Genomic DNA, 25,990 nt, shown 5'->3' with positions numbered 1-25,990 from the left:
ACCGGTCAGGCCAGCTCGGAGCGCACCGCGTGGGCCGCGGCGACGAGATTCCGCAGGGCCGGTCCGACCTCGGCGTAGCCGCGGGTCTTCAGGCCGCAGTCCGGATTGACCCAGATCCGCTCGGCGGGCACGGCGCCGACGGCGGTCCGCAGCAGGCTGCTGACCTCGTCCACGTCGGGGACGCGCGGCGAGTGGATGTCGTACACGCCCGGCCCGACACCGCGGCCGAAGCCCGCCGCGCCGAGGTCGGTGACGACCTCCATCTTCGACCGCGCGGCCTCGATGCTGGTGACGTCGGCGTCGAGCGCGTCGATCGCCTTGACCACGTCACCGAACTCCGAGTAGCACATGTGCGTGTGGATCTGCGTGGCGTCGTCGATCCCGGAAGTCGCCAGCCGGAACGAGGAAACCGCCCACGCGAAGTACGCCTCGTGCGCCGTCGCCCGCAGCGGGAGCAGCTCCCGCAGCGCCGGCTCGTCCACCTGGATGACGCGGATGCCGGCCTCCTGCAGGTCGTGCACCTCGTCGCGGATGGCCAGCGCCACCTGGCGGGCGGTCTCGCCCAGCGGCTGATCGTCGCGGACGAACGACCACGCCAGGATCGTCACCGGTCCGGTCAGCATGCCCTTGACGGGTTTGCCGGTCAGGCCCTGTGCGTAGCGCGCCCATTCGACGGTCATCGGTTCCGGACGCGAGACGTCGCCGTACAGGATCGGCGGCCGGACGCACCGCGAACCGTAGGACTGCACCCAGCCGAAGTCGGTGGCCGCGAAACCGGCCAGCCGCTCGGCGAAGTACTGCACCATGTCGTTGCGCTCGGGCTCGCCGTGCACCAGCACGTCGAGGCCGAGGTCCTCCTGCAGCCGGACGACGCGCTCGATCTCGGCCTTCATCGCGGCTTCGTAGCCAGTGTCGTCCAGCGAACCCGCCTTGTGCGCCGCCCGCGCCTTGCGGACTTCGGTGGTCTGCGGGAACGAGCCGATCGTCGTGCTCGGCAACGGTGGCAGCTTCAGCGCGGCCTGCTGGGCCGCCGCGCGCAGGGCATAGGGGGAGCGGATGGTGTCCTCCGGCCGCAACGCCTCCAGCCGGGCGCGGACCCCGCTGTCGGCCAGGTCGGCCGCCGTCGCGCGATCCGTGGCGGCGGCACGTGCGGCGGAGAGGTCGACACCTTCTTCCTTCAACGCACGCCCGAGCAGGACGACCTCGTCGACCTTCTGCCTGGCGAAGGCGAGCCAGCCCTTCAGCCGCGGGTGAAGTCCGTCCTCCCGCTCGACGTCGTAGGGCACGTGCAGCAGCGAGCAGGACGTCGACACGCTGACCGACTTCGCGGTGCCCAGCACCATCGCCGCCCGGCTGAGCGCGCGGGTCGGATCCGTGCGCCAGACGTTGCGCCCGTCGACCACACCGGCCAGCACTTCCTTGTCCCGCAAGGCGGGTTCGGCGGCGACGGCGTCCACAAAGGACTCGTCGGTGACGAGGTCGACGGCGATGGCGTCGATCGGGGAGCGGGCGAGCACACCGAGGCCGCGCCCGAGCCCGCCGAAGTACCCGGCGACCAGGATCTTCGGCCGCTCGGTCTCCTTCGCGAGCCGGTGGTAGGCGCGGATGAGCGCGTTGAGCTCCCGCTCGCTGCGGTCCGCGGCGAAGGCGGGCTCGTCGAACTGGACCCACTCGACGCCTTCGTCGTGCAGGCGACGCAGTAATTCGACGTAGCCGTCGAGAAGGTTGTCGAGCAGCTCCAGCGGACGGAAACCCTCCGGCGCGGTCTCCGACGGCTTCGCGAGCAGCAGGAACGTCACCGGACCCACCAGCACCGGCCGGGTCTCGACGCCGATGGCGCGGGCTTCGCGGTACTCGTTGAGCGGCTTGGTGCCGGTGAGCGAGAACGCCGTGTCCGGGCCGAGTTCGGGGACGATGTAGTGGTAGTTCGTGTCGAACCACTTCGTCATCTCCATCGCCGGCGCGTCCTGCACCCCGCGTGCGGCGGCGAAGTAGGTGTCGAGCGGCGAGAGGCCGAGCGTGGTGAAGCGCTCCGGCAGCGCTCCGAACAGCTCGGCGGTGTCGAGTACCTGGTCGTAGTGGGAGAACGTGTTGGAGGGGACGGAATCCAGCCCCGCGTCCTTGAGTTCCCGCCAGGCGCGGGTGCGCAGCGCGCGGCCGGTGGCCAGCAGTTCGGCCTCGTCGATCTTGCCCGCCCAGAAGCGTTCGAGTGAACGCTTGAGTTCCCGGTCCGGTCCGATCCGGGGGTAGCCCAGCACTGTCGTGCCGATTTCGGTCACAGCTCTCTCCTCGCGAGCTTGTCGGGCGAGCCCGGAGCGCGCAGGAGTGACCGCCGTTCGGTCGTGCCCATCCCACGAGGCCCGGACTCACGCACGCCGTCGGCGCGCGTACCACGGGCAGGTCTTCGGACTCGTGGGCGACTCGCTCGCTCCTACCGGCCGTCGCTTCCCGGGACGCCATGTCCCAGTGCTTTACCGTGTCTCGCACGGTGACGGCTTTCGTTCCCACATACCGCTGCGGGGCAGTCCCGGATTCGCACCGGGTTCCCTGTTACCTCGACCGGCCTGGGAGGCCGGGCGAACCAGTAGCACCCCAGAGCGTACCGAGACGCGCTAGTACCCCGCTGGACATGTGACGAACCGGACGACACGCGTGATCAGACGGCGAACTCGCGTGATTGAACGGCGAACTCGCGTGATCGGGGGCGTAACTCGCGTGTCTGGAGACGGAACACGCCGGGCGGAGGCCGCCCGGCGTGTCGTCCATCTGGTCACGTGAGTTCGTCGTTCAATCACGCGAGTTACGTGTCTGATCACGCGAGTTACGTGTTCAGACACGCGAGTTACGAGTTCGGGGTCAGTCCCAGTCGAGGGCGCCACCGGACTGGTACTCGATGACGCGGGTCTCGAAGAAGTTCTTCTCCTTCTTGAGGTCCATCGCCTCCGACATCCACGGGAACGGGTTCTCGGTCTCGCCGAAGATCGGGGCGAGGCCGATCTGCTGGGCCCGCCGGTCGGTGATGAAGTGCATGTACTGCTCGATCAGCTCGGCCGAGAGCCCGAGCATGCCGCGCGGCATGGTGTCGCGGGCGTAGGCGACCTCGAGCTCGCAAGCCTCGGTCAGCATCGTCCGGATCTCCGCCTGGAACTCCTCGGTCCACAGGTGCGGGTTCTCGATCTTGATCTGGTTGATGCAGTCGATGCCGAAGTTCAGGTGGATCGACTCGTCGCGCAGGATGTACTGGTACTGCTCGGCGATGCCGATCATCTTGTTCCGGCGGCCGAGCGAGAGGATCTGCGCGAAACCGGTGTAGAACCACATGCCCTCGAAGATCACGTAGAACGCGACGAGGTCACGCAGGAAGTTCTGGTCGGCTTCCGGGGTGCCGGTCTCGAAGTCCGGGTTCTCCAGGTTCTGCGTGTACTTCAGCGCCCACGCGTCCTTGTCGGAGATGGACGGGACCTCGCGGTACATGTTGAACAGCTCGCCCTCGACCAGGCCGAGGCTCTCGCAGATGTACTGGAAGGTGTGCGTGTGCACGGCCTCCTCGAACGCCTGGCGCAGCAGGTACTGGCGGCATTCGGGGTTGGTGATCTGCCGGTACACCGCGAGCACGATGTTGTTGGCCACCAGCGATTCCGCGGTGGCGAAGAAGCCGAGGTTGCGCTTGAGCATGGTGCGCTCGTCCTCGGTGAGGCCGTCGGGCGACTTCCACAGCGCGATGTCGGCCTGCATGGCGACCTCGGTCGGCATCCAGTGGTTGTTGCAGCCGGCGAGGTACTTCTCCCAGGCCCAGGTGTACTTCATCGGCAGCAGCTGGTTGACGTCGGCGCGGGCGTTGATCATCCGCTTGTCGTCGACGTTGATGCGGGCGGCGCCGACTTCGATCTCACCGAGGCCCGTGGCGTCGGTGGAGGCGTCAAAGGTGGTCATAAAGAGCTCCAAGAGGGCGTCGTGAGTGGTAAGGACGGTTAGAACCGCCCTTACCACTCACGAGGATGTCGTTACTGGCAGGCTTCGCAGTCGGGGTCGTCGATCCGGCAGGCGGCGCCTTCGGTGGCGACGAAGTCGACGTCCGAGACCTTCGGCATCTCCTTCGGCTCCGGCTTGGCGGCGGGAACAGCGGCGGGGACCGCGGCGGAAGCCGACGGCGCGGGCGAAGCGGCGGGAGCCGGGGTGACGGCGGGCTTCGGCGAAGCGGGTGCGGCGGGGGCCGGGGTGGCCGAGACCGCGTTCAGCTTGCCGTCGGTGCCGCGCAGGGTGCTCTTCTCCACGTGCGTCGCGGACCGGGCCCGCAGGTAGTACGTGGTCTTGAGGCCCTTGTGCCAGGCGTAGCGGTACAGCTCGTCGAGCTTGCGGCCGCTGGGCGCCGCGATGTACAGGTTCAGCGACTGAGCCTGGTCGATCCACTTCTGACGACGCGAACCGGCGTCCACCAGCCACTTGGACTCGATCTCGAACGCGGTCGCGTACAGCGCCTTCAGGTCGTCCGGCACGCGGTCGATCTGGCCGAGGCTGCCGTCGAAGTACTTCAGGTCCGACACCATGACCTCGTCCCACAGCCCGCGCTCCTTGAGCGAGCGGACCAGGTGCGGGTTCACCACGGTGAAGTCACCGGACATGTTCGACTTGACGAACAGGTTCTGGAACAGCGGCTCGATCGACTGCCCGACGCCGCAGATGTTGGAGATCGTCGCGGTCGGCGCGATCGCCATCACGTTGGAGTTGCGCATGCCGACGGTCTTGACCCGCTCGCGCAGCGGCGCCCAGTCCAAAGTGGACGAGGTGTCGACGTCGAGCGCGTCGCCCTGGCGGGCGTCGATCAGCAGCTGCATCGAGTCGATCGGCAGGATTCCCTTGCTCCACAAGGAACCCTCGAACGTCTGGTACTGGCCGCGCTCCTCCGCGAGGTCGGTCGAGGCCGAGATCGCGTAGTAGCTGATGTGCTCCATGCTGGTGTCCGCGAACTGCACGGCCTCGTCCGAGGACAGCGGGACACCGATCTCGAACAGCGCGTCCTGGAAGCCCATCAGGCCCAGCCCGATCGGGCGGTGGCGCAGGTTGGAGCGGCGCGCCTCCGGGATCGTGTAGAAGTTGATGTCGATCACGTTGTCGAGCATGCGGACCGCGGTGCGCACGGTCTTCTCGAGGCGCTTGGTGTCCAGGCCCTCGGGGGTGACGTGCTTGAGCAGGTTCACCGAGCCGAGGTTGCAGACCGCGACCTCGTCGGTGGTGGTGTTCAGGGTGATCTCGGTGCACAGGTTGGACGAGTGCACGACACCCACGTGCTGCTGCGGCGAACGCAGGTTGCACGGGTCCTTGAAGGTGATCCACGGGTGGCCGGTCTCGAACAGCATGGTCAGCATGCGGCGCCACAGGTCGACCGCGCGGACCTTGCGGAACACCTTGAGCTCACCGCGTTCGGCGGCGGCCTCGTACTCGCGGTAGCGCTCGGCGAACGCGTTGCCGTAGAGGTCGTGCAGGTCCGGGGTCTCGTTCGGCGAGAACAGCGTCCACTGCGCGTCGGCCTCGACGCGGCGCAGGAACTCGTCCGGCACCCAGTTCGCGGTGTTCATGTCGTGCGTACGACGACGGTCGTCACCGGTGTTCTTGCGCAGGTCGAGGAATTCCTCGATGTCCACGTGCCAGGTCTCGAGGTACGCGCACGCCGCGCCCTTGCGCTTGCCGCCCTGGTTCACCGCGACCGCGGTGTCGTTGGCGATCTTGAGGAACGGCACGACCCCCTGCGACTGACCGTTGGTGCCCTTGATGTGCGCGCCGAGGCCGCGGACCGGGGTCCAGTCGTTGCCGAGTCCGCCCGAGTACTTCGCCAGCAGCGCGTTGTTCTTGTACGCCTGGAAGATCGAGTCCAGGTCGTCGTCGACCGTGGTGAGGAAGCAGGACGACAGCTGCGGGCGCGTGGTGCCCGAGTTGAACAGCGTCGGAGTGGACGCCATGAAGTGGAACGTCGAGAGCAGCTCGTAGAACTCGATGGCGCGAGCCTCACGGTCGTCCTCGCGGATCGCCAGCCCCATCGCGACGCGCATGAAGAACGCCTGCGGCAGCTCGAAACGGACCCCGTCGTGGTGCTGGAAGTACCGGTCGTACAGGGTCTGCAGGCCGAGGAAGCCGAAGTCGAGGTCGCGCTCGGCGCGGATGGCCGCGGTGATCTTGTCGAGGTCGAAGGCCTGCAGCTCGGGGTTGACCAGCTCCAGCTCGACGGCGCGCTTGAGGTAGTCCCGGAAGTACTGCGGGTACCGGGTGGTCATCTCGTCCTGGCTGGCCTGCTGCGGCACGCCCGCGAGGTAGCTGAGCGCCTCGCCGCGGAGCTTGTCCGCGAGCAGCCGGGCGCTGACGTAGGAGTAGTTCGGCTCCTGCTCGACGAGCACGCGCGCGGCCATGATCTGCGCGAGGGCGAGCTCGTCGGCGCTGATGCCGTCGTAGAGGTTGCGCTTGGCCTCGGCCAGCACCGGCTCCGCCGAGACGTCCTCGAGTCCGGCGACGGCCTCTCCGACGACGTGCGCGACGCGGGCCCAGTCGAGCGGGCGGAGCGAGCCGTCGGCCGCCTTGACGCTGATGGCGACGTCGGACGACGCGGGCTTCTCGGCCTCACGGGCCTTCGCGCGCTCCTCGCGGTACAGGACGTACGCGCGGGCGACCTTGTGGTGCTCGCCGCGCATGAGCGCGAGCTCGACGATGTCCTGGATCTGCTCGATGTGCAGCGCGGTCTCGGGACCGGCGTGGCGGAGCAGGGTGGTCTCGATCTGCTCGGTCAGTTCCTTGACCAGGTGGTGGATCCGCGACGAGGCGGCCGCGTCACCGCCCTCGACGGCGAGGAAGGCCTTGGTCACGGCGACCGAGATCTTGTTCGCGTCGAAGGGGGACACGCTGCCGTCCCGCCGGATGACTCGCACGGTCGCGGGCGTGGTGTCCGAGGACGAGGGCGGCCGCTGACCGGTATCGACTGACATGCGTCACTCCAAAAGGGCGCGTTGAAGCACCACAAGGCCTCACAAGGCCGTGCGCTGCACGTTCACAAAGCTGTCCGACCACCGCTCCCGAGCGGTCTCCCCGTCGCTGGGCGGTGCCGGTTCCCAGAGACTACATGTAGGGGTCGGAGGCTGCACGTGCCCCAATGGGTGGCGTGTCGTCGGCTCACCCTGGCGGGTTAGACGATCACGCTGAGCGGCTGGTCAACCGCCGAAGACGATCTTGAAATCGCGCAGGCAGGCGTTCAGGACGGGCCGCTGACCGGCAAGGAAGCCGAACGGCCCGGACTCGTTGATCCGCCAGTCCGCGGCCGCCGGACAAGGTCGCGCCTTCGCCCGGACGGGGCTCCTTTTGAGACGGCCGTCCAGCATTTGGACGACGTCGAAGGCCGCGGGCATCCGCACCGGGAGACTCGGGCGAGGCGTGAAGGCCGCCGTCGCGATCCAGTCGTCCTGAGTGGCCGCCGAAGCAGTGAAGGTCCGCCCGTGGGCGAAGTCGAGCGCCGCGAGATCCTTGGGGATGCCCCACAGCGCTCGCCCGCCGGCGAGCGAGACCTCGCTGTCGACCCAGATGTCGGTGATGGAGCTGGAGAGGCGCTCGCCGCGGACCGCGACCGTCGCCAGCAGCTCGTGGTACTGGAGCTGCCCGGGCTCCTGGTAGTCGATCCAGGCGGTGAAAACCTGGGCGCGGCCGCCGATCACGATCGGCTCGACGCCGCCGGGCAGTGCGGGCAGTTCGCTCACCGGGACACGCCAGATCGACAGGTACGCCTGACCCGCCAGGTTCCAGGGTTCCGGGGGATAGGCGGTCATTTGTCCAGCCACGGCAGGTAGTCGGGCTGATCGGTGTCGACGCGCATGGAGAACTCCGGTGGTCGTTTCTGCAGGAAGGACACGACGCCTTCGACCGCGTCCGGGCTGGAGCCCAGGCCGCCGATCAGCCGGGAGTCGAGCTCGTGCACGGGGAACGGCGATTCCGCGCTCGCCATCCGGTAGAGCAGCTGGCGGGTCACGGCGACCGAAACCGGCGACGTGGTCGCGGCGATCTCGCGAGCCAGCTCGCGGGCCTTGCCGAGTACTTCTTCGGGTTCGTGGACGCTGTGGACCAGCCCGGCGGCCTTCGCCTCCTCGGCGTCGAAGACGCGGCCGCTGATCATCCAATCGAGTGCGGTGCCCATCCCGACGAGCCGGGGGAGGAACCACGCGGACGCGCCTTCGGGGTAGATCCCGCGACGGACGAACACGAAGCCGAACCGGGAGTCCGTGGACGCGAGGCGGTAGTCGCACGACAGCGTGATCGTGACGCCGCCGCCGACGGCCGCGCCCCGCAGGGCCGCGATCACCGGCTTGTTCATCGTGAAGATCCGTTTCGAGCAGCGTCCCGCCGGCTCCTGCCACGCCGCGTCCGGTCCGGTCTCCGGATCGAAGTCGAAACCGCCCTGCGTGAGGTCGGCGCCCACCGAGAAGTCCTTGCCGTTGCCGGTCAGGATCACCACGCGGACGTCCTCGTCGCGGTCGGCGCGGTCCATCGCGTCGCCGAGTTCGTCGGCCATGCGGATGGTGTAGCCGTTGCGGGCCTCGGGCCGGTTGAGCGTGACCGTCGCGATGCGGTCTTCGACCTCGTAGGTGATTTCGGCGTACGCGCTCATGACGTGAAAGTAAGCCAGTGTTGACAAGGTGTCAACAAGACTCATTCGACGTCGTCCAGATGGTCCGCGTAGTACTCGACCGCTCGCCGGTACCGCCGGACGCCGTCGTCCGGGAACTCGCCGAGGCCGCGCCGCAAGGTCGCGAGCGACTCGTCGTACCGGCCGAGGACGCGATACGTGCTGCCGAGCCCGACGAACACGCCGTGTCTGTCCTCTGTGGACAGACCTTCGCCCGCGAGTGCCTGCTCGTAGAACGGGGCGGCTTCGGCTTCCAGGCCGGCTGAATCGTGCGCCCACGCGGTCTGGTAGGCGATCACGGCGTCCCGCGGGTTCTTCTCGGCCAGCTCGATCAGCCGCAGGCGTGCCTCGTCGGTGCCTTCCTCCCGTAGCCGGATCGCTTCGTTCATGCGGCGGTGCCGTCGAACGGCGGGTAGGTCTCGGCGCCGACGCGCTCGGCCACCACGATGTACTCGGCCAGCGCGTCACGCGATCGCGTCAGCTTGGCCAGCTGCTCGTCCAGGCGGCCGAGCCGCTCGCGCATCGCGGCCAGCAACTCGGGGCAGCCGATCAGCTCGGGCTCCTCGCCGATCGCGCACGGCAGCAGATACGCGATGTCCTCGGACGACAGGCCGGCGGCGAGCAGATGACGGATCTGCCTCACCCGCAGCAACGCCGTCTCGTCGTACTCGCGATAGCCGTTCGTGCCGCGGCTCGCCTCCAGGAGGCCTTGTGCCTCGTAGTAGCGCAGCTGGTGGGCGTTGACGCCCGTCCGGTGACTCAGCTCACCGATCTTCATCGCTTTCCCCACTTGACCTTCATACCGGTATCAACGTTGACGATCGTGCCATGACAGACAAGACGAACACCCCGATTTCGGTCGTCGGCCTCGGCCTGATGGGCACCGCGCTCGCTCGCGCGTTCCTGAAGGCGGGACATCCCACGACCGTGTGGAACCGGACCGCCGCCAAGGCGGACTCTTTGGTCGCCGAAGGTGCGCGGCTCGCACCTGCGATCGGTGACGCGCTCGGCGGCGTGACGATCGTGTGCCTCACCGACTATTCCGCCGTGCGCGAACTGCTCGGCGACGCCCGGCTCGACGGCACGACCCTGGTCAACCTCACCTCGGGCGACTCCGCGCAGGCGCGGGAAACCGCCGCCTGGGCCGAAAAACAGGGCGCCCGCTACCTGGACGGCGCGATCATGGCCATCCCGTCGTCGATAGGGACCGACGAGGCGGTGATCCTGCTGAGCGGACCGCTGCCGGACTTCGACCTCGGCGCGCTCGGCACGGTCAGCCACCTCGGCGAGGACCCCGGCCTCGCGTCCCTGTACGACGTCGCCGGGCTGACGATGATGTGGAGCGTGCTGAACGCGTGGCTCCAGGGCACCGCGATGCTCAAGACGGCCGGTGTCGACGCCGCGACGTACGCGCCGTTCGCGCGGCAGATCGCCGCCGGGGTGGCGGACTGGCTGCCCGGCTACGCGGAGCAGATCGACCAGGGTTCCTTCCCCGCCGAGGTGTCGGCGCTGGAGACCGACGCGCGCGCGATGGCGCACATGGTCGAGGAGAGTGAGGCGCTGGGCGTGAACGCCGAACTGCCGAAGCTGATCAAGGCGATGGCCGATCGCGCGATCGCCGCCGGGCACGGGGGTGAGCAGTATCCGGTGCTGATCCGGGAATTCGAGCGGCCGGGGGAGTAAAGCGGATCAGGCCGCGGCGAAGGGGGTTGCGAAAGCCACTTTCGCAACCTTCAACGTTGCGAAAGTGGCTTTCGCAACGCATGTGGCTTGCCCGAGTGGTTGGGCGCGTGTCGCGAAAGCCACTTTCGAGACACGTGACGTCCTGAAAGTGGCTTTCGCGCCATGAGCGCCGACGCGACCACGAGCGGAGTGCCCGTCCACCGGGCCCCGTCGGCTTACTCCCGTGGAACGAATCGGGGCTTCACGTGACTGGGCGGACGGCAGGTGTGACCAGGCGGACGACACGCGTGACTGGATGGACGGCACGCGTGATTGGGTGGACGACACGGCTGTGACGCGGACAACATACTGACCAACTGAACATTTTGGTCAGTATGTTCGGAAGTATGACCGGGAGCGAAGCGGGACGGGTACTCGTCGTCGGAATGGGTGTCAGCGGGATCGCGACGGCGGCGCGGTTGCGCAAGGCCGGCTGGCGGACGGTGCTGATCGAGAAAGCGCCGGAAAGGCGGTCCGGCGGGTACTTCGTCGCGCTGTTCGGCGCCGGGCAGGCGGCCGCGCGAAGGCTCGGCATGGCCGGCGCCATCCACGACCGGGCCTCGCTCGCGCAGGGCCTCGACCTCGCCCGTGACGGTTCGAGCCGTCCGGGGATGTCGTACGCCGACCTGCCCGGCAAGCCCTGGATGATGCTGCGGAGTGACGTCGAGAAGGCCGCCTTCGCCGTTCTCCCCGACGACGTGGAGATTCGGTACTCGACCGTCCCCACGGCCATCGAGCAGGACGCCGACGGTGTCGACGTCACCTTGCTCGACACCGCTTCGAACACCGCGACGACCGAACGCTTCGACCTCGTCGTCGGTGCGGACGGGCTGCGGTCCACAGTGCGGTCGCTGGTGTTCGGCCCGCACGAGAGGTATCTGCGGCGGATGGGTTACATGGTCGCGGCCTTCCAGTACACCGGAACGCCCGCCGGCCTCGCCCCCGGACAGGGTGCGACGCTGCTCGAACCGGACCGCTCGATGTGGGTCTTCGCGTTCTCCGACCACGACCCGACGGTCATGCTGACCTACCGCACCGACGACGTCGACGCCGAGTTCACCCGGCCGCCCGCGGAACGCGTGCGCGCGGCGTTCGGCCCGCGGCCGCTGGGAAAGGTGCTCGGTGACGTCGTCGGCGCGCTGGAGTCCGCAGGCGACGTCCTGTTCGACTCCGTGGAGCAAGTGCGCCTGGACCGTTGGCACAAGGGACGTGTCGTCCTGATCGGTGATGCCGCCTGGTGCGTGACGCTCTACGCCGGCATGGGTGTCTCGTCCGGGCTCACCGGAGCCGATCTGCTCGGCGGCATGCTGGAGCGGCACCCCGGTGACCTCGCCACCGCCCTCTCCGCCTGGGAACGGGCACTGCGGCCTTACGTCGACCACTACCAGGACGGCGCGTTCGCCGACCGGAAGATCTTCGTCCTGGACAACCGGATGCAGCTTCTGCTTCGGCGCGCGGTGCCGGTGCTGAGCCGCTTCAAGCTCGGCAAACGACTGACCGACCGGATCATGCGGCTCGACGAGATCGCGTTGTACAAGAATGCGGATATCGTCGGCGCGATACCGGAGAGGACCACTGTTGGCGGAACTGCCTGAACACGGCTCGCCCAAAGCGGCACGCATCCTGGCGGCGGCGGGCGAACTGCTGCTGAGCCGGGGCAGCAAGGGCGTCACCATCGCGGAGGTCGCCACCAAGGCCCACGTCGGCAAGGGCACCGTCTACCTCTACTGGAAGACCAAGGAAGACTTGCTGCTCGGGCTGATCAGCCGCGATTTCGTCGCGCTCGCCGACGAGGTCGTCGCGGCGGTCACCGCGGACCCCGAGCTGGCCCGGCCGTCGCGCCTCGGTCCGAACATGCTGGAGGTCGCGGCCCGGCATCCGTACGTCAACGCGCTGCAGACCGGCGACGACGTCCTGCTCGGGGTCCTCGCCGAGGACCCCCGGTCGGCGACCCTGCTCGAAACGCTGGGCGCGGGCGCGTTCCTGCATCACATCCTGCCCATCTGGCGGCGGCACGACCTCGCCAGGACCGATTGGGAGGTGGCCGATCAGGCCTTCGCGTTGCAGGCCCTCCTCGCGGGTTTCCTGACGGCGGCCCCTTCGATCGGGAGCAGGCTGCCGGTCGACGATCCCGCCCGGGTGTTCGCCGCGTCCATCACCGCGCTTCTCGGTCCCGAGCGGGCCACACCGGAGCAGGTGAAGCTGGCGGCGGAAGAGGGGATCCGCTCGCTGGAGGGCGGGCGTGCCGTCGCGCTGGGCATCATCTCCGGCTGACCGCTTCTCCACAAAACAATCAGGCACGCTTGATTTTTCCGGTGCGGGGTGCCAGCCTGAGGAAGACGCGAGGAGGCGGGCATGGCTGACCTTGGCGTGATCCTTGGGGATCTCGCGGCGGAATCGCAGGCCATCGACGACGTGGTGGCGGCTCTGCCCGCGTCGGACTGGGCACGGCAGACCCCGGCCGAAGGCTGGACGATCGCTCATCAGATAGCCCATCTGGCCTGGACGGACAAGAAGGCGCTGATCGCGGCGCGCGGATCCGAGGCCGAATGGCAGGCCGAGATCGAAGGGCTGCTCGCGACGGGCGAGTCCTACGTCGACGACGGTGCCGCCGAGGGGGCGAAGACGCCGCCCCGCGAACTTCTGGAGGAGTGGCGCGCCGGTCGCGCGGAGCTCGCCGAAGCGCTCGCCGCGGTGCCCGACGGGCAGAAGATCCCTTGGTACGGCCCGCCGATGAGCGCCGCGTCCATGGTGACGGCACGCCTCATGGAGACCTGGGCCCACGGCCAGGACATCTTCGACACGCTCGGCGTCGCGCGGGAGAACACCGCCCGGATCTGGCATATCGCCCGGTTCGGCACCCGCACGCGCGACTTCGCCTACAAGCTCAATTCGCTCGCTCCGCCCACCGGGGAGTTCCGCGTCGAGCTGACCGCGCCCGACGGCACCACCTGGGCTTTCGGTCCCGAGGACGCGGCGCAGCGGCTCACCGGGAGCGCGGCCGACTTCTGTCTCGTGATCACCCAGCGCCGTCACCCCGCCGACACCGACCTGGTCGCCGCGGGCAAGGACGTCGAGGAATGGCTCGGGATCGCGCAGGCGTTCGCCGGGCCGCCCGGCGCCGGGCGGAAACCGGGGCAGTTCGCATGACCCCGATCCGCATCGGCAACGCGTCCGGGTTCTACGGCGACCGGTTCTCCGCGGTCCACGAGATGCTCACCGGCGGCCCGCTCGACGTGCTGACCGGCGACTACCTGGCCGAGCTGACCATGCTCATCCTCGGCCGCGACCGGATGAAGGACCCGAACCGCGGCTACGCCAAGACGTTCCTGCGTCAGATGGAACAGAATCTCGCGCTGGCCAAGGAAAAAGGCGTCAAGATCGTCGCGAACGCCGGCGGGCTGAACCCGGCCGGGCTCGCGGGCGCGCTCCGCGAACTGGCCGCGAAGCTCGGCGTCGACGTCGCGATCGCGCACGTCGAAGGTGACGACCTCATCCAGCGTGCCGAGGAGCTCGGCTTCGGCAAGACCTTGACCGCCAACGCTTATCTCGGCGCGTGGGGGATCGCGGAATGCCTGAACGCGGGCGCCGACATCGTGGTGACCGGCCGCGTCACCGACGCGTCGGTGATCGTCGGCCCGGCCGCCGCGCACTTCGGCTGGGCGCGCGACGACTACGACGCACTCGCCGGCGCGGTCGCGGCCGGGCACGTGATCGAATGCGGGACGCAGGCCACCGGCGGCAACTACGCCTTCTTCACCGAACACGAGATCGGCGTCCCGGGATTCCCGATCGCCGAGATCTCCGCCGACGGCTCCAGCGTGATCACCAAACACCCCGGCACCGGGGGTGTGGTGAACACCGGAACCGTGACCGCGCAACTGCTCTACGAGATCACCGGCGCCCGTTACGCCGGGCCGGACGTCACGACGCGGTTCGACACACTGACCGTCACCGAGGACGGCCCGGACCGCGTCCGGATCAGCGGTGTCACGGGCGAGCCGCCGCCTCCGACGCTCAAGGTCTGCCTGAACGGGCTCGGCGGTTTCCGGAACGAGACGACGTTCGTCCTCACCGGACTCGACATCGAGGCGAAAGCCGCGCTGGTCAAGGAACAGCTCGAAGGCGCGCTCAAGGCCCGGCCACCCGCCGACGTGCGGTGGACCCTGGCCCGCACCGACCGGCCCGACGCCGAAACCGAGCAGCAGGCGAGCGCACTGCTGCACGTCGCGGTGAAGGACGCCGATCCCGAGGTCGCCGGGCGCGCGTTCAGCGGAGCGGCGATCGAACTCGCGCTGGCGAGCTACCCGGGCTTCCACGTCACCGCGCCGCCCGCGGCCGCCTCGCCCTACGGCGTCTATCGTGCCGCTTTCGTTGACGCGAAAGAGGTCCCGCACGTCGCCGTCCTGCCGGACGGAACCCGTCGCGACATCGCGCCCGCCGCCGGAACCCTGCCTCTGTCCGAAGTGGACTTCGAGGGACTGCCAGTGCCGTTCACGCAGGCCGAAGTCCGCAGGGTGCCGCTCGGCAAAGTGGTCGGCGCGCGCAGCGGCGACAAGGGCGGCAACGCGAACGTCGGCGTCTGGGCGCGGTCCGACGAGGCGTGGCGCTGGCTCGCTCACCGGCTGACCGTCACCGAGTTCAAACTGCTGATCCCGGAGACCGCGGACCTCGAAGTCCGGCGGCATCTGCTGCCGAACCTGCGGGCGGTCAACTTCGTCGTCGAAGGCATCCTCGGCGAGGGCGTCGCGTCGCAGGCGCGGTTCGACCCACAGGCGAAGGCGCTCGGGGAATGGCTGCGCTCCCGCGAGATCGACATCCCGGAGGCCCTCCTGTGACCGACCCCTTCGCCACGCCGGAACGCGCCGAACTGCGCAAGACCGTCCGGCGGTTCGCCGAAACCGAGATCCTGCCGCACCTCGACGACTGGGAGCGCGAGGGCGAGCTGCCCCGCGATCTGCACCGCAAGGCCGGGGAACTCGGACTGCTCGGCGTCGGCTTCCCTGAGGAGGTCGGCGGAGGAGGCGGCGACTACCTCGACGCCGTCGTCATCGCCGAGGAGCTGCACTACGCGGGCGGTTCCGGTGGGCTCTTCGCCTCGCTGTTCACCTGCGGTATCGCCGTCCCGCATATCGCGGCGGCCGGCGATCCGGTGCAGATCGAACGCTGGGTCCGGCCGACACTGGAAGGCACCAAGATCGGCTCGCTCGCGGTCACCGAACCCGACGGCGGCTCCGACGTCGCCGGGATCCGCACGACGGCGGTACGCGAGGGCGACGAGTACGTCATCAACGGCGCCAAGACCTTCATCACCTCGGGCTGCCGCGCCGACTTCGTGACCACCGTGGTCCGCACCGGTGAAGCCGGCGCCCACGGGATCTCGCTCATCGTGGTCGAACGCGGCACGCCGGGCTTCACCGTCTCCCGCAAGCTGGAGAAGATGGGCTGGCTCTGCTCGGACACCGCCGAGCTGTCCTATGTGGACGTCCGGGTGCCCGCCGAAAACCTGATCGGCGCCGAGAACAGCGGCTTCGCGCAGGTCGCCACGCAGTTCGTCACCGAGCGGGTCTCACTGGCCGTGCAGGGTTACGCGCACGCGCAGCGGGCACTCGACCTGACCTTGGACTGGTGCCGCCTGCGCGAGACCTTCGGCCGTCCGCTGATCTCCCGTCAGCTGGTGCAGCACAAGCTCACCGAGATGGCCCGCAAGATCGACGTCGCCCGCACCTACACCCGGCAGGTCGCCCAGCGGCACGTCGCGGGCGAAGAGGTCATCGCCGAAGCTTGTTTCGCGAAGAACACCGCCGTCGAGACCGCCGAATGGGTGGTCAACGAGGCCGTGCAGCTGCACGGCGGACTCGGCTACATGCGGGAGTCCGAAGTGGAGCGTCACTACCGTGACGTGCGCATCCTCGGTATCGGCGGCGGGACCAACGAGATCCTCACCGGCTTGGCCGCGAAGCGATTGGGATACACCGCATGAGCACGATCAGGTCCACTGTGGACACGCGGAGCGAGGAGTTCGCGGAGAATCGCGAGTCCATGCTCGGCAAACTCGCCGAGATCGACGGCGAGCACGCCAAGGCGATCGCGGGTGGCGGTGAGAAGTACGTCGCCCGGCACCGCAAACGCGGCAAACTGCTTGCCCGCGAACGGATCGAACTTCTCCTCGACGAGGACTCGCCGTTCCTGGAACTGTCGCCGCTGGCGGCCTGGGGTTCGGACTACCAGGTCGGCGCCAGCGTGATCACCGGCATCGGCGTGGTCGAAGGCGTCGAGTGCATGATCTCCGCCAGCGACCCGACGGTCAAAGGCGGGGCGAGCAACCCGTGGACGGCGAAGAAGAGCTACCGCGCCGCGGACATCGCCGCGCAGAACCGCCTGCCGGTGATCAACCTCGTCGAGTCCGGTGGGGCGGATCTGCCGACGCAGAAGGAGATCTTCATCCCCGGCGGCCGGATCTTCCGTGACCTCACGCGGTCTTCGGCGGCGAAGGTGCCCACGATCGCGCTGGTGTTCGGCAACTCGACCGCGGGCGGCGCGTACCTGCCCGGCATGTCGGACTACGTCGTGATGGTCAAGGAACGAGCGAAGGTGTTCCTCGGCGGTCCGCCGCTGGTCAAGATGGCGACCGGTGAGGAATCCGACGACGAATCGCTCGGCGGCGCGGAAATGCACGCCCGCACGTCGGGTCTCGCCGACTACCTCGCGGCGGACGAGGAGGACGCGATCCGGCTCGGCCGCAGTATCGTGAAACGGCTCAACTGGACCAAACAGGGCCCGACGCCGAAGCCGGACTACGCCGAGCCGCTGTACTCCGCCGAGGACCTGCTCGGCATCGTGCCCACCGATCTCAAGGTGCCGTTCGACCCGCGCGAGGTGATCGCCAGGGTCGCCGACGGTTCGGACTTCGACGAGTTCAAACCGTTGTACGGCAGCAGCCTCGCCACCGGCTGGGCGAGCATCCACGGTTACCCGGTCGGCATCCTCGCCAACGCCCAAGGCGTGCTGTTCGGCGAGGAGTCGCAGAAGGCCGCGCAGTTCATCCAGCTGGCCAACCAGATCGACACGCCACTGGTCTTCCTGCACAACACCACCGGCTACATGGTCGGCAAGGAGTACGAGCAGAGCGGCATCATCAAACACGGCGCCATGATGATCAACGCCGTGTCGAACTCGAAGGTGCCGCATCTTTCGGTGCTCATGGGCGCCTCGTACGGCGCCGGGCATTACGGCATGTGCGGCCGGGCCTACGATCCCCGCTTCCTGTTCGCCTGGCCCAGTGCGAAATCCGCGGTCATGGGTCCGCAGCAGCTGGCGGGCGTGCTGTCGATCGTGGCCCGTGCCGCCGCCGCGTCGCGCGGGCAGGAGTACAACGAGGAGCACGACGCCGCCATGCGCGCCATGGTGGAGGGCCAGATCGAGGCCGAGTCGATGCCGATGTTCCTGTCCGGGATGCTTTACGACGACGGGATCATCGATCCCCGCGACACCCGCACGGTGCTCGGGCTCAGCCTGTCCGTGATCCACAATGGACCAGTGAAGGGCGCCGAGGGCTTCGGCGTCTTCCGTATGTGACGGGAGGCGGAGCAGACTGATGTCGCGGCAACCAAATTCACGTAAAGGCGCGCGCTCGGCCGAAGGCCCCGCTATCGGGGTGGCAGGGCGCTTGTCGACCAACCGCGCGGATTCTACGCGAAGTCGCGCCCTGGCGACCCGATCGCGGACGCGCGCAATCTCGCGTAAAGGACAGTGAGCGGCATGATCGAGAAACTTCTGGTCGCCAACCGCGGTGAGATCGCCCGTCGCGTGTTCCGCACCTGCCGCGACGCCGGGATCGGCACGGTCGCGGTGTTCTCCGACGCGGACGCCGACGCGCCGCACACCGCCGAGGCGGATCTCGCCGTCCGCCTGCCGGGCAACGCGCCCGTCGACACGTACCTGCGGGCCGAACTGCTGATCAAGGCGGCCGTCGAGACCGGCGCCGACGCGATCCACCCCGGCTACGGGTTCCTGTCCGAGAACGCCGCGTTCGCCCGCGCCGTGCTCGACGCGGGACTCACCTGGGTCGGCCCGCCGCCGGAAGCCATCGAGAGCATGGGCTCGAAGGTCGAGTCCAAGCGGATGATGGCCGAGGCCGGTGTCCCGATCCTGTCCGAATTGGACCCGGCCGAGGTCACCGAAGCCGACCTTCCGTTGCTGGTCAAGGCCTCCGCCGGAGGTGGTGGACGCGGTATGCGTGTCGTGCGCACGCTCGGCGAACTCGCCGAGGCCGTCGAAGGCGCGAGCGCTGAGGCCGCGTCGGCGTTCGGCGACCCGACCGTTTTCTGCGAGCGGTACCTGGAGACCGGCCGTCACATCGAGGTCCAGGTGCTCGCCGACACCCACGGCACGGTGTGGGCGGTGGGGGAGCGCGAGTGCTCGATCCAGCGCCGTCACCAGAAGGTCGTCGAAGAAGCGCCGTCGCCGTTCGTCGACGAGGCGATGCGGGAGGCGCTGTTCGACGCCGCGCGCAAGGCCGCGCAGGCGATCGACTACGTCGGTGCCGGAACGGTCGAATTCCTCGCCGGACCGGACGGGCGGTTCTACTTCCTGGAGATGAACACGCGGCTCCAGGTCGAGCATCCGGTCACCGAGGCCACGACGGGGCTCGACCTCGTCTCGCTGCAGTTGCGGATCGCGGAGGGCGAGCACCTCCCGATCGAAGAGCCGGCGACGACCGGCCACGCGATCGAGGTCCGGCTCTACGCCGAAGACCCCGCCGCGGGCTGGCAGCCGCAGAGCGGCACCTTGCACCGTTTCGAGCTTCCCGCGGCACAGCGGGAATTCGAGGTCGGCCCGGGTGTCCGGCTCGACTCGGGTTTCGTCAGCGGGCAGACCGTCGGTGTGCACTACGACCCGATGCTCGCCAAGGTCATCGCCTACGCCCCGGATCGCCGGAGCGCGGCGCGGGCACTGGCCGGTGCCCTGGCCGGCGCGGAGATCCACGGTGTGGTGACCAACCGCGACCTGCTGGTGAACGTGTTGCGCCACGAGGCTTTCCTCGCCGGAGAGACCGACACCGCGTTCTTCGACCGGCACGGACTCGACACCCTGGCCCGTCCACTGGCCACTGTGGACACCGTACGGATTTCCGCGCTCGCGGCGGCGTTGTCCGGTGCGGCCGCGAACCGCTCGGAGGCCCGGGTGCAGAGCAGGCTGCCGAGCGGCTGGCGCAACGTCCGTTCCCAAGGGCAGCGCAAACGTTTTCGTCACGGTGACGACGAGCTCGAGGTCGGCTACAGCCTCGGCCGGGACGGGTTGCGCGCCGACGGATTCGAAGGCGTCGAACTGGTTTCCGCCGAGAACGGCGGCGTGGTCCTGGAAGTCTCCGGGGTGCGGCGCAAGTTCGCCGTCGCCCGATACGGCGACACGGTGTACGTCGATTCGCCGGACGGCTCCGTCGAACTGGGCGTGGTGCCGAGGTACACCGATCCCGACGCGGCGCTCGCCGCCGGTTCGCTCGTGGCGCCGATGCCGGGCACGGTGGTCCGGCTCGCGGTCGAGGCCGGCGACACCGTCAAGACCGGCGATCCGTTGCTGTGGCTCGAAGCGATGAAGATGGAACACCGGATCGCGGCGCCCGCCGACGGCGTCGTGACGGAACTCCCGGTGGTGGTCGGACAACAGGTCGAAGTGGGCACTATCCTCGCGGTGGTAGGAGACGACGAATGAACGCGATGAACTTCACCGAGCCCGAGGAGCGCGTCGCGCTGCGGGCCGCGGTCGCCGAACTCGGCAAGAAGTACGGGTACGAGTACTACGCCAAGCAGGCGCGTGCCGGGCTCAAGACCGAGGAACTGTGGGCCGAGGCCGGACGGCTGGGCTACCTCGGCGTGAACCTGCCCGAGGAGTACGGCGGCGGGGGAGCGGGGATCGCGGATCTCGCCGCGGTGCTCGAAGAACTCGCCGCAGCCGGCTCCCCGCTGCTGCTCATGGTCGTCTCGCCGGCGATCTGCGGCACGGTCATCTCGCGTTTCGGCACCGACGAGCAGAAGAAGCGCTGGCTGCCGGGTATCGCCGACGGCAGCAGGCGGATGGTCTTCGCGATCACCGAACCGGACGCCGGGTCGAACTCGCACAAGATCACCACCACCGCGAAGCGGGACGCCGACGGTTGGGTCCTCAGTGGACGGAAGGTCTACATCTCCGGTGTCGACGAGGCGGACGCCGTCCTGGTCGTCGGCCGCACCGAGGACGCCAAGACCGGCAAGCTCAAGCCCGCGCTGTTCACCGTCCCGACCGACACGCCCGGCTTCGAGTACAAGCAGATCGACATGGACATCGTCTCGCCGGAGAAGCAGTTCGGGCTGTTCCTCGACGACGTCCACCTACCCGCCGACGCGCTGGTCGGCGAGGAGGACGCGGCGATCGCGCAGCTGTTCGCCGGGCTCAACCCCGAACGCATCATGGGCGCGTCGTTCTCGCTCGGCATCGCGCGTTACGCGCTGGGCAAGGCCGTCGGCTACGCCAACGAACGCAAGGTGTGGGGTGCGCCGATCGGTACCCACCAGGGCCTCGCGCATCCGCTGGCCGAGATCAAGATCGAGCTGGAACTGGCCAAGCTCATGACGCAGAAGGCCGCGTCGCTCTACGACTCCGGCGACGACTTCGGCGCGGGCGAGTCGGCGAACATGGCGAAGTACGCCGCCGCCGAGGTCGCCATCCGGGCCGTCGACCAGGCCGTGCAGACCCACGGCGGCAACGGGCTGGCCAGCGAATACGGGCTGGGCACGCTGGTCACGGCCGTCCGCCTCGGCCGGATCGCGCCGGTGAGCCGCGAGATGGTGCTCAACTTCGTCGGCCAGCACAGCCTCGGCCTGCCCCGGTCCTACTGAGGAGGCGTCCATGAGCACGCTCCACGGCAAGACGCTCATCATCTCCGGCGGGAGCCGCGGGATCGGCGAGGCCATCGCGGTCCGCGCCGCCCGCGACGGGGCGAACATCGCCCTGCTGGCCAAGACCGCCGAGCCGCATCCGAAGCTGCCGGGCACGCTCTACACCGCGGCCAAGGCGATCGAGGACGCCGGCGGTCAGGCGCTGCCGATCGTCGGCGACGTCCGCGACGACACGTCGGTCGAGGCCGCTATCGCGCGGACCGCGGAGCAGTTCGGCGGCATCGACATCGTGCTCAACAACGCGAGCGCGATCGATCTGACCCCGACCGAGTCCGTCAGCATGAAGCGCTACGACCTGATGCAGGACATCAACGCGCGCGGATCGTTCCTGCTGTCGAAGCTGGCCATCCCGTATCTGAAGCTGGCGGAGAACGCGCACATCCTGACGTTGTCGCCGCCGATCAGCCTCGACGAGAAGTGGTTCCAGGCCGGGCATCTCGCGTACAGCATCGCGAAGTACTCGATGAGCCTGGTGACCGTCGGGCTCGCGGCGGAACTGCGGCAGTACGGCATCGCGGCGAACTCGCTGTGGCCGCGCACGACGATCGACACCGCGGCGATCCGCAACGTCGTCGGCGCGGAGCTGGCGGCCAAATCGCGGACGCCGGAGATCATGGCCGACGCCGCGCACGCGATCCTCACCAAACCGAGCACCGAGGCGACGGGGAACTTCTACCTCGACGACGAGGTGCTGGCCGCCGAGGGCGTCACGGACTTCTCGAAGTACCGCATCGGCGGGTCGGAGGACGACCTGCAGCTCGATTTCTGGGTCGAGAGCCGCACCCCGTGATCCGCGAACCACAGCAGGAGCGCAGCCGCACGACCCGGCGGCGGCTGGTCGAGGCCGCCGTCGAGACGATCGGGGAACTGGGCTGGCACGGGACCACCGTCGCGCTGATCGCCGAGCGCGCCGGGGTCTCGCGTGGTGCCGCCCAGCACCACTTCCCGACCAGGGAGGACCTGGTCGCGGCCGCGGTCGAGCACGTCGGCGAAATCCAGATCGTGGAACTGCGGGCCCGTGCGGCGGAGCTGCCGTCGGGCCGGTCGCGGATCGAGCGGGCCGTCGACATGGTGCTCAACCTCTACAGCGGGCCGCTGTTCCGTGCCGCGCTCCACCTGTGGGTCGCGGCTTCGACCGACGACTCGCTGCGGGCGACACTGGTGCCGCTGGAGGCCCGCGTCGGCCGCGAAGCACACCGGGTGACCGTCGAGCTGCTCGGCGTCGACGAGTCCCACCAGGGCGTTCGCGAGCTGGTCCAGGCCACTCTCGATCTCGCCCGCGGCCTGGGCCTGGCGAACCTGCTGACCGACGACACGAAGCGGCGCAAGCAGATCGTCGCGCAGTGGGCGCGGGTACTGGAACCGGCCTTGGCGTCGGCGAAGATCTGACGGAACCGAAAAGTCACCGGCGACGTCTGAGATCTTGTTAACACTGATGGAGCAGCGGCCGATAACACGGTGTGAGTGCTGCTGATTCAGGTGGCTGATCGAGAGAGGTCCAGTCCGGTGTCCGGTTCAGAGGTCGAACTGTCCCATCGCGCGATGGCGATGCTGCGAGCGGTCGCGGCGCGCCGTGCCCAGATGTCGTGCAGCTGCGAGCCGGATCTCTTCATCGACGGGTTCGCCTGCTGCGACCAGATGACCGCGCACGCGCTGGCCCACGGCGGGTACATCCGCCCCGCCGAGACCACCGGACCCTCCGCGGTCACCGGCCGGGTGCCCGCCGAGCTGACCGAGGCGGGCGAAGCCGCGATCGCGGTCACCGCCGCCGCCTGACCTTTCACCGCATCGTCTGTCCGCAGTGGACGACGACCGTTTACAAGCACGTCCCGCGTTCCTAGGATCCACCCCGGGATGAGGCCGTCGCCGAGCGACGGGCCTGGGTTGGGAGGTGCCGATGGCACGCACGGCTCGCCGCGATGCCGGTGAGGACGCCCTGAACCCGCTGTGTCGAACTCGCCAGCGGGTTCATCAACAGACACTGAGCACGTTGATGCGGGAAGCCGGTGCGGCGCCCCGTCGCCGGGGACCGCGCGGGCCGAAGCACCGGGCTCCGGAAACCGCTTCCGGCACCGGCCGGATCCGGCGGATCTCGGCGCTTTCGGCGGGCGGCGTGCTCGTCAGCGGGCTGCTGGCCGTCGTGCTCGTCCCGGCCGACCCGGCCGACGTCGTCCCGGGCACCCCGCTCCTGCCGCCGTCGCTGACCATCGCCCCGCAGGCGATCGACGCCCCGGTCTCCTCGCCCGTCCCGTCGGGACCCCCGGGCGGCAGTGTCGCACCCCCGCCGCCGATGACCGCGTCGCTGCACGGCTCGGAGACGCCGTCCCCGACACCCACCCCGGAACCCGAAGAACGTCCGGAGCCGCGCACCGGACATCACGACTTCGAGCAGTATTACGAGTGGTACTACGGCGGCGGTCATCAAGGCGGTCGCTGGCCGCAATGGGGCCGGTAGCGCCGATCGGGTGATCGACGGCGTCGCTCACCGTCGAACAAGAATCACGATTCATCTCCGGTTTCGTCCGTTCGTGTCTGCTTGTCATTTTTCCTGTGCCCCGCCTTCGGCCGCTTACCTACGATGGTTCGCACTCTCCATTCCTCCCGGAGCACGGCTAGGGGCTGAAACAGGAAAATGAGTGTGGACCGACATTCTCCCGCGGTGCAGTTCGCCCGGAGAATGCTGATCAACCGCGAGACGGGGAATCCGTCGCGCCCGCAGCCGGTGACGTTGCTGCTCGGCCCGGTCGGTTCGGGGAAGACCACGGCACTGGAAGCGATCCGTCGCGACCTGGGCTGGGGCGTCGTCCACGCCGGATTCGATTTCGGGCAAGGCGGCCGGGCGGGCACGATCGACGTGCTCACGAAACTGGCCTACTCGTTGTCGAGAAAATGGCGAAATCGACCGAAACCGCAGTTCATTCGGTTCACGATCGCGCTGATCGCAGTCCAGGCGGAACTTTCCGGTCGAAATCGCGACGAAGACCTGGCGCAACTGAAGTCGCTGCTCGGCAGTCTCGACCGGATCATCTGGACACCGGCGATGGACAGCACGCTCGACACGCTGACCGAGACGGCGAAGGCGACCGGTCTCGTCGAGCCCCCGTACGCGGATCTGTTCCGCCAGACGTTCCCTCATCTGGTGCGGAACATCCGGCCCCGGCTCGGGAAGGCACTGCGGTCGCTGGCGGACTTCCCCCACGCCGAGGGGAGATCCCCGTTCGACGCGCTACTCGAACTCAACCGGCTCGCGCACGGCAGCGCCCGTGACGCCAAGGCGGTCACCGAGTGGCTGATGGCGGCGTTCCTCGGCGACGTCCGGGAGAACCATCCGCGGATGGCCAGGCCGGAGGAGAAGAGTCCCTGTACCTGCGACATCTCGCAGCAGCGCAGGCACTGGCACAACTGGGTGGTGGTGCTCGACGACGTCGACCACCCCGGCGGGACCGAGTTCCTCTCCGACCTGATCGCCGCCAGGGAACGGCATGCCGTCCAGCATCCGAACGACCGCGAGGCACACGACGCGCTGCTGGTCATCGCCACCAGCGGACGGTGGCACGACGACTGGGGCACCGCCTGGCTGCCGCCGTGGAAACCCGTGCCCGGCGCCGGATCCGCGGCCCGGCCGATGGTGGACTGCGAGGAGGCCTCGTACGACGACTGGGCGAACCCGGCCAACGGAGCCCTCGACTCGGCCTACTACCCGATCCGGATCCCACCCCAGTCGATCGGGCGGATCGCGCGGATCCTCGATTCCGGCGCGCGGACGCCGAAGGTCACGCTCGCGCACCGGGCGACCGGCGGACTGCCGTCGGCGGTCGAGCAGCTCACCGGGCGCTTGCGGGCGAGCGACGCGCGCGAGGGCGATCGAGACCTGCTCACCACCGATCCGCGCGGCGGGGAGGATCCCTGCTACACCAGGCTGACCAAGCTCGCCCTGACCGAACACCTCGACGACGTCCACGTCGACGACTTCGTGACTGCGGCCCCGTTCGCGACCGCGCCCTGGCTGATCCCGGACGCCGCGCAGAGCCGGATCGACCAGCCGCACGTCGGGCGGATCCTGACCGAACTGCGCACGTCGTTGTGGGTGACGGCCAGGAATTCGCCCGGTTCGACCGACGACCAGGCCGCCCTGCATCCGTGGATCGCGGCGAACCTGGTGTCCGCGCTGGCCCGGCGCGGCGACGGGGACGGGCCGACCTACACCGGCCAGTTCAAGGCACTGCGCGACGATCCGGACACCGCACAGGATCCCGTGCGGCTGGCCTACTGCAATCTCGCGCTGGGCGACATCGGCGAAGTGGTCACGTTCTTCGAGCGCGAGTTCAACCGGATCCCGCACGCGGAGTGGATCGCGAAGCTCGAACTGGTGCTGAACGCGCCGGACGATCTGCCGCCCGAGCGGGATCACGCGGAACTGTACGAAGAACTCGTCAACCTCGACAACGCGCAGTGCCCGGCCGGCCGGTCCGAGATCCGGAACAACGTCGCCCGGCTCATCGCGGCGGGCTGGCTGACCGCCAGCCCCTTCGCGGTCCGCGGGCAGGCCCAGCACCAGGTGATCGCGAACGCCTTCGCCGCGCTGGCCACCACTTCGCACCAGCCCGACGTCGGCGCGCTCGTGTCGGCCAAGGAAGCCGCCCGTCGCGGCGAATTCCCCTGACCCGGAACGGAA

21 protein-coding genes and 1 riboswitch are annotated in these 25,990 nt (G+C 68.8%); of the genes, 14 read left to right on the top strand and 7 right to left on the bottom strand.

The features are described 5' to 3' along the window. Positions 1-5 precede the first annotated feature (5 nt). The 7 genes from metE to AVR91_RS30035 form a co-directional block, all read right to left on the bottom strand. Entirely contained in the window at positions 6-2,279 is a 2,274-nt protein-coding gene (gene metE / locus AVR91_RS30065; RefSeq protein WP_063276028.1) for a 5-methyltetrahydropteroyltriglutamate--homocysteine S-methyltransferase, read from the bottom strand. Positions 2,280-2,378: 99 nt separating this feature from the next. After that, a riboswitch (cobalamin riboswitch) is annotated at positions 2,379-2,601 on the bottom strand. A 255-nt stretch (positions 2,602-2,856) separates the two neighbouring features. Continuing rightward, positions 2,857-3,933, bottom strand: coding sequence for a ribonucleotide-diphosphate reductase subunit beta (locus AVR91_RS30060; RefSeq protein ID WP_016333204.1), 1,077 nt, complete (start codon positions 3,931-3,933; stop codon positions 2,857-2,859). Between the two features lie 71 nt (positions 3,934-4,004). Then, positions 4,005-6,971: a ribonucleoside-diphosphate reductase subunit alpha gene (locus AVR91_RS30055; protein WP_063276027.1), complete on the bottom strand. Its 2,967-nt coding sequence runs from the start codon at positions 6,969-6,971 to the stop codon at positions 4,005-4,007. Between the two features lie 222 nt (positions 6,972-7,193). Beyond that, positions 7,194-7,802, bottom strand: a complete 609-nt coding sequence (locus tag AVR91_RS30050) for an acetoacetate decarboxylase family protein (RefSeq protein WP_063276026.1) — start codon at positions 7,800-7,802, stop codon at positions 7,194-7,196. Continuing rightward, on the bottom strand, positions 7,799-8,638 hold the full coding sequence (locus AVR91_RS30045; RefSeq protein ID WP_063276025.1) for an enoyl-CoA hydratase-related protein: 840 nt from the start codon (positions 8,636-8,638) through the stop codon (positions 7,799-7,801). Before AVR91_RS30045 ends, AVR91_RS30050 begins: the two co-directional genes overlap by 4 nt. A gap of 41 nt (positions 8,639-8,679) precedes the next feature. Beyond that, positions 8,680-9,045: a tetratricopeptide repeat protein gene (locus AVR91_RS30040; RefSeq protein ID WP_063276024.1), complete on the bottom strand. Its 366-nt coding sequence runs from the start codon at positions 9,043-9,045 to the stop codon at positions 8,680-8,682. Next, positions 9,042-9,434 (bottom strand): MerR family transcriptional regulator, encoded by a 393-nt coding sequence (locus AVR91_RS30035; protein ID WP_016333209.1) that lies wholly within the window; start codon positions 9,432-9,434, stop codon positions 9,042-9,044. The genes AVR91_RS30040 and AVR91_RS30035 overlap by 4 nt, the downstream gene beginning before the upstream one ends. A 50-nt stretch (positions 9,435-9,484) precedes the next feature. On the opposite strand from AVR91_RS30035, the gene AVR91_RS30030 reads away from it, so the two are divergent. The 14 genes from AVR91_RS30030 (at position 9,485) to AVR91_RS29965 (ending at position 25,978) form a co-directional block, all read left to right on the top strand. Continuing rightward, positions 9,485-10,339, top strand: a complete 855-nt coding sequence (locus AVR91_RS30030; protein ID WP_063276023.1) for an NAD(P)-dependent oxidoreductase — start codon at positions 9,485-9,487, stop codon at positions 10,337-10,339. 386 nt (positions 10,340-10,725) lie between these two features. Then, complete coding sequence (locus AVR91_RS30025; protein ID WP_228709391.1) at positions 10,726-11,973, top strand: FAD-dependent monooxygenase; 1,248 nt, start codon at positions 10,726-10,728, stop codon at positions 11,971-11,973. Next, the gene (locus tag AVR91_RS30020; protein ID WP_143254152.1) at positions 11,957-12,652 is read left to right on the top strand and encodes a TetR/AcrR family transcriptional regulator; all 696 of its coding nucleotides are present in this window, start codon (positions 11,957-11,959) and stop codon (positions 12,650-12,652) included. Before AVR91_RS30025 ends, AVR91_RS30020 begins: the two co-directional genes overlap by 17 nt. Before the next feature lie 81 nt (positions 12,653-12,733). Beyond that, positions 12,734-13,528, top strand: a complete 795-nt coding sequence (locus tag AVR91_RS30015; protein ID WP_063276021.1) for a TIGR03084 family metal-binding protein — start codon at positions 12,734-12,736, stop codon at positions 13,526-13,528. Continuing rightward, positions 13,525-15,216 carry an acyclic terpene utilization AtuA family protein gene (locus tag AVR91_RS30010; RefSeq protein ID WP_063276020.1) on the top strand — a complete coding sequence of 564 codons (1,692 nt, stop codon included), beginning with the start codon at positions 13,525-13,527 and terminating at the stop codon, positions 15,214-15,216. Before AVR91_RS30015 ends, AVR91_RS30010 begins: the two co-directional genes overlap by 4 nt. Next, complete coding sequence (locus AVR91_RS30005; protein WP_063276019.1) at positions 15,213-16,361, top strand: acyl-CoA dehydrogenase family protein; 1,149 nt, start codon at positions 15,213-15,215, stop codon at positions 16,359-16,361. The genes AVR91_RS30010 and AVR91_RS30005 overlap by 4 nt, the downstream gene beginning before the upstream one ends. Beyond that, the gene (locus tag AVR91_RS30000) at positions 16,358-17,956 is read left to right on the top strand and encodes an acyl-CoA carboxylase subunit beta (RefSeq protein WP_046199778.1); all 1,599 of its coding nucleotides are present in this window, start codon (positions 16,358-16,360) and stop codon (positions 17,954-17,956) included. Before AVR91_RS30005 ends, AVR91_RS30000 begins: the two co-directional genes overlap by 4 nt. 183 nt (positions 17,957-18,139) lie before the next feature. Further along, positions 18,140-20,092 carry an ATP-binding protein gene (locus tag AVR91_RS29995; protein WP_063276018.1) on the top strand — a complete coding sequence of 651 codons (1,953 nt, stop codon included), beginning with the start codon at positions 18,140-18,142 and terminating at the stop codon, positions 20,090-20,092. After that, positions 20,089-21,255, top strand: coding sequence for an acyl-CoA dehydrogenase family protein (locus tag AVR91_RS29990; protein ID WP_016333218.1), 1,167 nt, complete (start codon positions 20,089-20,091; stop codon positions 21,253-21,255). Before AVR91_RS29995 ends, AVR91_RS29990 begins: the two co-directional genes overlap by 4 nt. A 10-nt stretch (positions 21,256-21,265) precedes the next feature. After that, positions 21,266-22,105 (top strand): SDR family oxidoreductase, encoded by an 840-nt coding sequence (locus AVR91_RS29985; RefSeq protein WP_063276017.1) that lies wholly within the window; start codon positions 21,266-21,268, stop codon positions 22,103-22,105. Beyond that, on the top strand, positions 22,102-22,704 hold the full coding sequence (locus tag AVR91_RS29980; protein WP_083715754.1) for a TetR/AcrR family transcriptional regulator: 603 nt from the start codon (positions 22,102-22,104) through the stop codon (positions 22,702-22,704). The genes AVR91_RS29985 and AVR91_RS29980 overlap by 4 nt, the downstream gene beginning before the upstream one ends. Before the next feature lie 117 nt (positions 22,705-22,821). Continuing rightward, positions 22,822-23,091, top strand: a complete 270-nt coding sequence (locus AVR91_RS29975; RefSeq protein WP_143254151.1) for a hypothetical protein — start codon at positions 22,822-22,824, stop codon at positions 23,089-23,091. Positions 23,092-23,308: 217 nt separating this feature from the next. Then, on the top strand, positions 23,309-23,770 hold the full coding sequence (locus AVR91_RS29970) for a hypothetical protein (protein ID WP_063276016.1): 462 nt from the start codon (positions 23,309-23,311) through the stop codon (positions 23,768-23,770). A 183-nt stretch (positions 23,771-23,953) separates the two neighbouring features. Next, entirely contained in the window at positions 23,954-25,978 is a 2,025-nt protein-coding gene (locus AVR91_RS29965) for an ATP-binding protein (protein ID WP_063276015.1), read from the top strand. Positions 25,979-25,990: the final 12 nt, after the last annotated feature.

The sequence above is a fragment of the Amycolatopsis keratiniphila subsp. keratiniphila genome (assembly GCF_001620365.2).
Taxonomy (GTDB): Bacteria; Actinomycetota; Actinomycetes; order Mycobacteriales; family Pseudonocardiaceae; genus Amycolatopsis; species Amycolatopsis keratiniphila.
This window is presented reverse-complemented; position numbering and strand designations above follow the sequence as displayed.

Excerpts from the sequence above, each read along its gene's own strand:
- AVR91_RS30050 (WP_063276026.1), bottom strand. The coding sequence starts at position 7,802 with ATGACCGCCTATCCCCCGGAACCCTGGAACCTGGCGGGTCAGGCGTAC.
- AVR91_RS30045 (WP_063276025.1), bottom strand. The coding sequence starts at position 8,638 with ATGAGCGCGTACGCCGAAATCACCTACGAGGTCGAAGACCGCATCGCG.
- AVR91_RS30035 (WP_016333209.1), bottom strand. The coding sequence starts at position 9,434 with ATGAAGATCGGTGAGCTGAGTCACCGGACGGGCGTCAACGCCCACCAG.
- AVR91_RS30015 (WP_063276021.1), top strand. The coding sequence starts at position 12,734 with ATGGCTGACCTTGGCGTGATCCTTGGGGATCTCGCGGCGGAATCGCAG.
- AVR91_RS30055 (WP_063276027.1), bottom strand. The coding sequence starts at position 6,971 with ATGTCAGTCGATACCGGTCAGCGGCCGCCCTCGTCCTCGGACACCACG.
- AVR91_RS29995 (WP_063276018.1), top strand. The coding sequence starts at position 18,140 with ATGATCGAGAAACTTCTGGTCGCCAACCGCGGTGAGATCGCCCGTCGC.
- AVR91_RS29970 (WP_063276016.1), top strand. The coding sequence starts at position 23,309 with ATGCGGGAAGCCGGTGCGGCGCCCCGTCGCCGGGGACCGCGCGGGCCG.
- AVR91_RS30030 (WP_063276023.1), top strand. The coding sequence starts at position 9,485 with ATGACAGACAAGACGAACACCCCGATTTCGGTCGTCGGCCTCGGCCTG.
- AVR91_RS30040 (WP_063276024.1), bottom strand. The coding sequence starts at position 9,045 with ATGAACGAAGCGATCCGGCTACGGGAGGAAGGCACCGACGAGGCACGC.
- AVR91_RS29985 (WP_063276017.1), top strand. The coding sequence starts at position 21,266 with ATGAGCACGCTCCACGGCAAGACGCTCATCATCTCCGGCGGGAGCCGC.
- AVR91_RS29990 (WP_016333218.1), top strand. The coding sequence starts at position 20,089 with ATGAACGCGATGAACTTCACCGAGCCCGAGGAGCGCGTCGCGCTGCGG.
- AVR91_RS30025 (WP_228709391.1), top strand. The coding sequence starts at position 10,726 with ATGACCGGGAGCGAAGCGGGACGGGTACTCGTCGTCGGAATGGGTGTC.
- AVR91_RS30010 (WP_063276020.1), top strand. The coding sequence starts at position 13,525 with ATGACCCCGATCCGCATCGGCAACGCGTCCGGGTTCTACGGCGACCGG.
- AVR91_RS30060 (WP_016333204.1), bottom strand. The coding sequence starts at position 3,933 with ATGACCACCTTTGACGCCTCCACCGACGCCACGGGCCTCGGTGAGATC.
- AVR91_RS30000 (WP_046199778.1), top strand. The coding sequence starts at position 16,358 with ATGAGCACGATCAGGTCCACTGTGGACACGCGGAGCGAGGAGTTCGCG.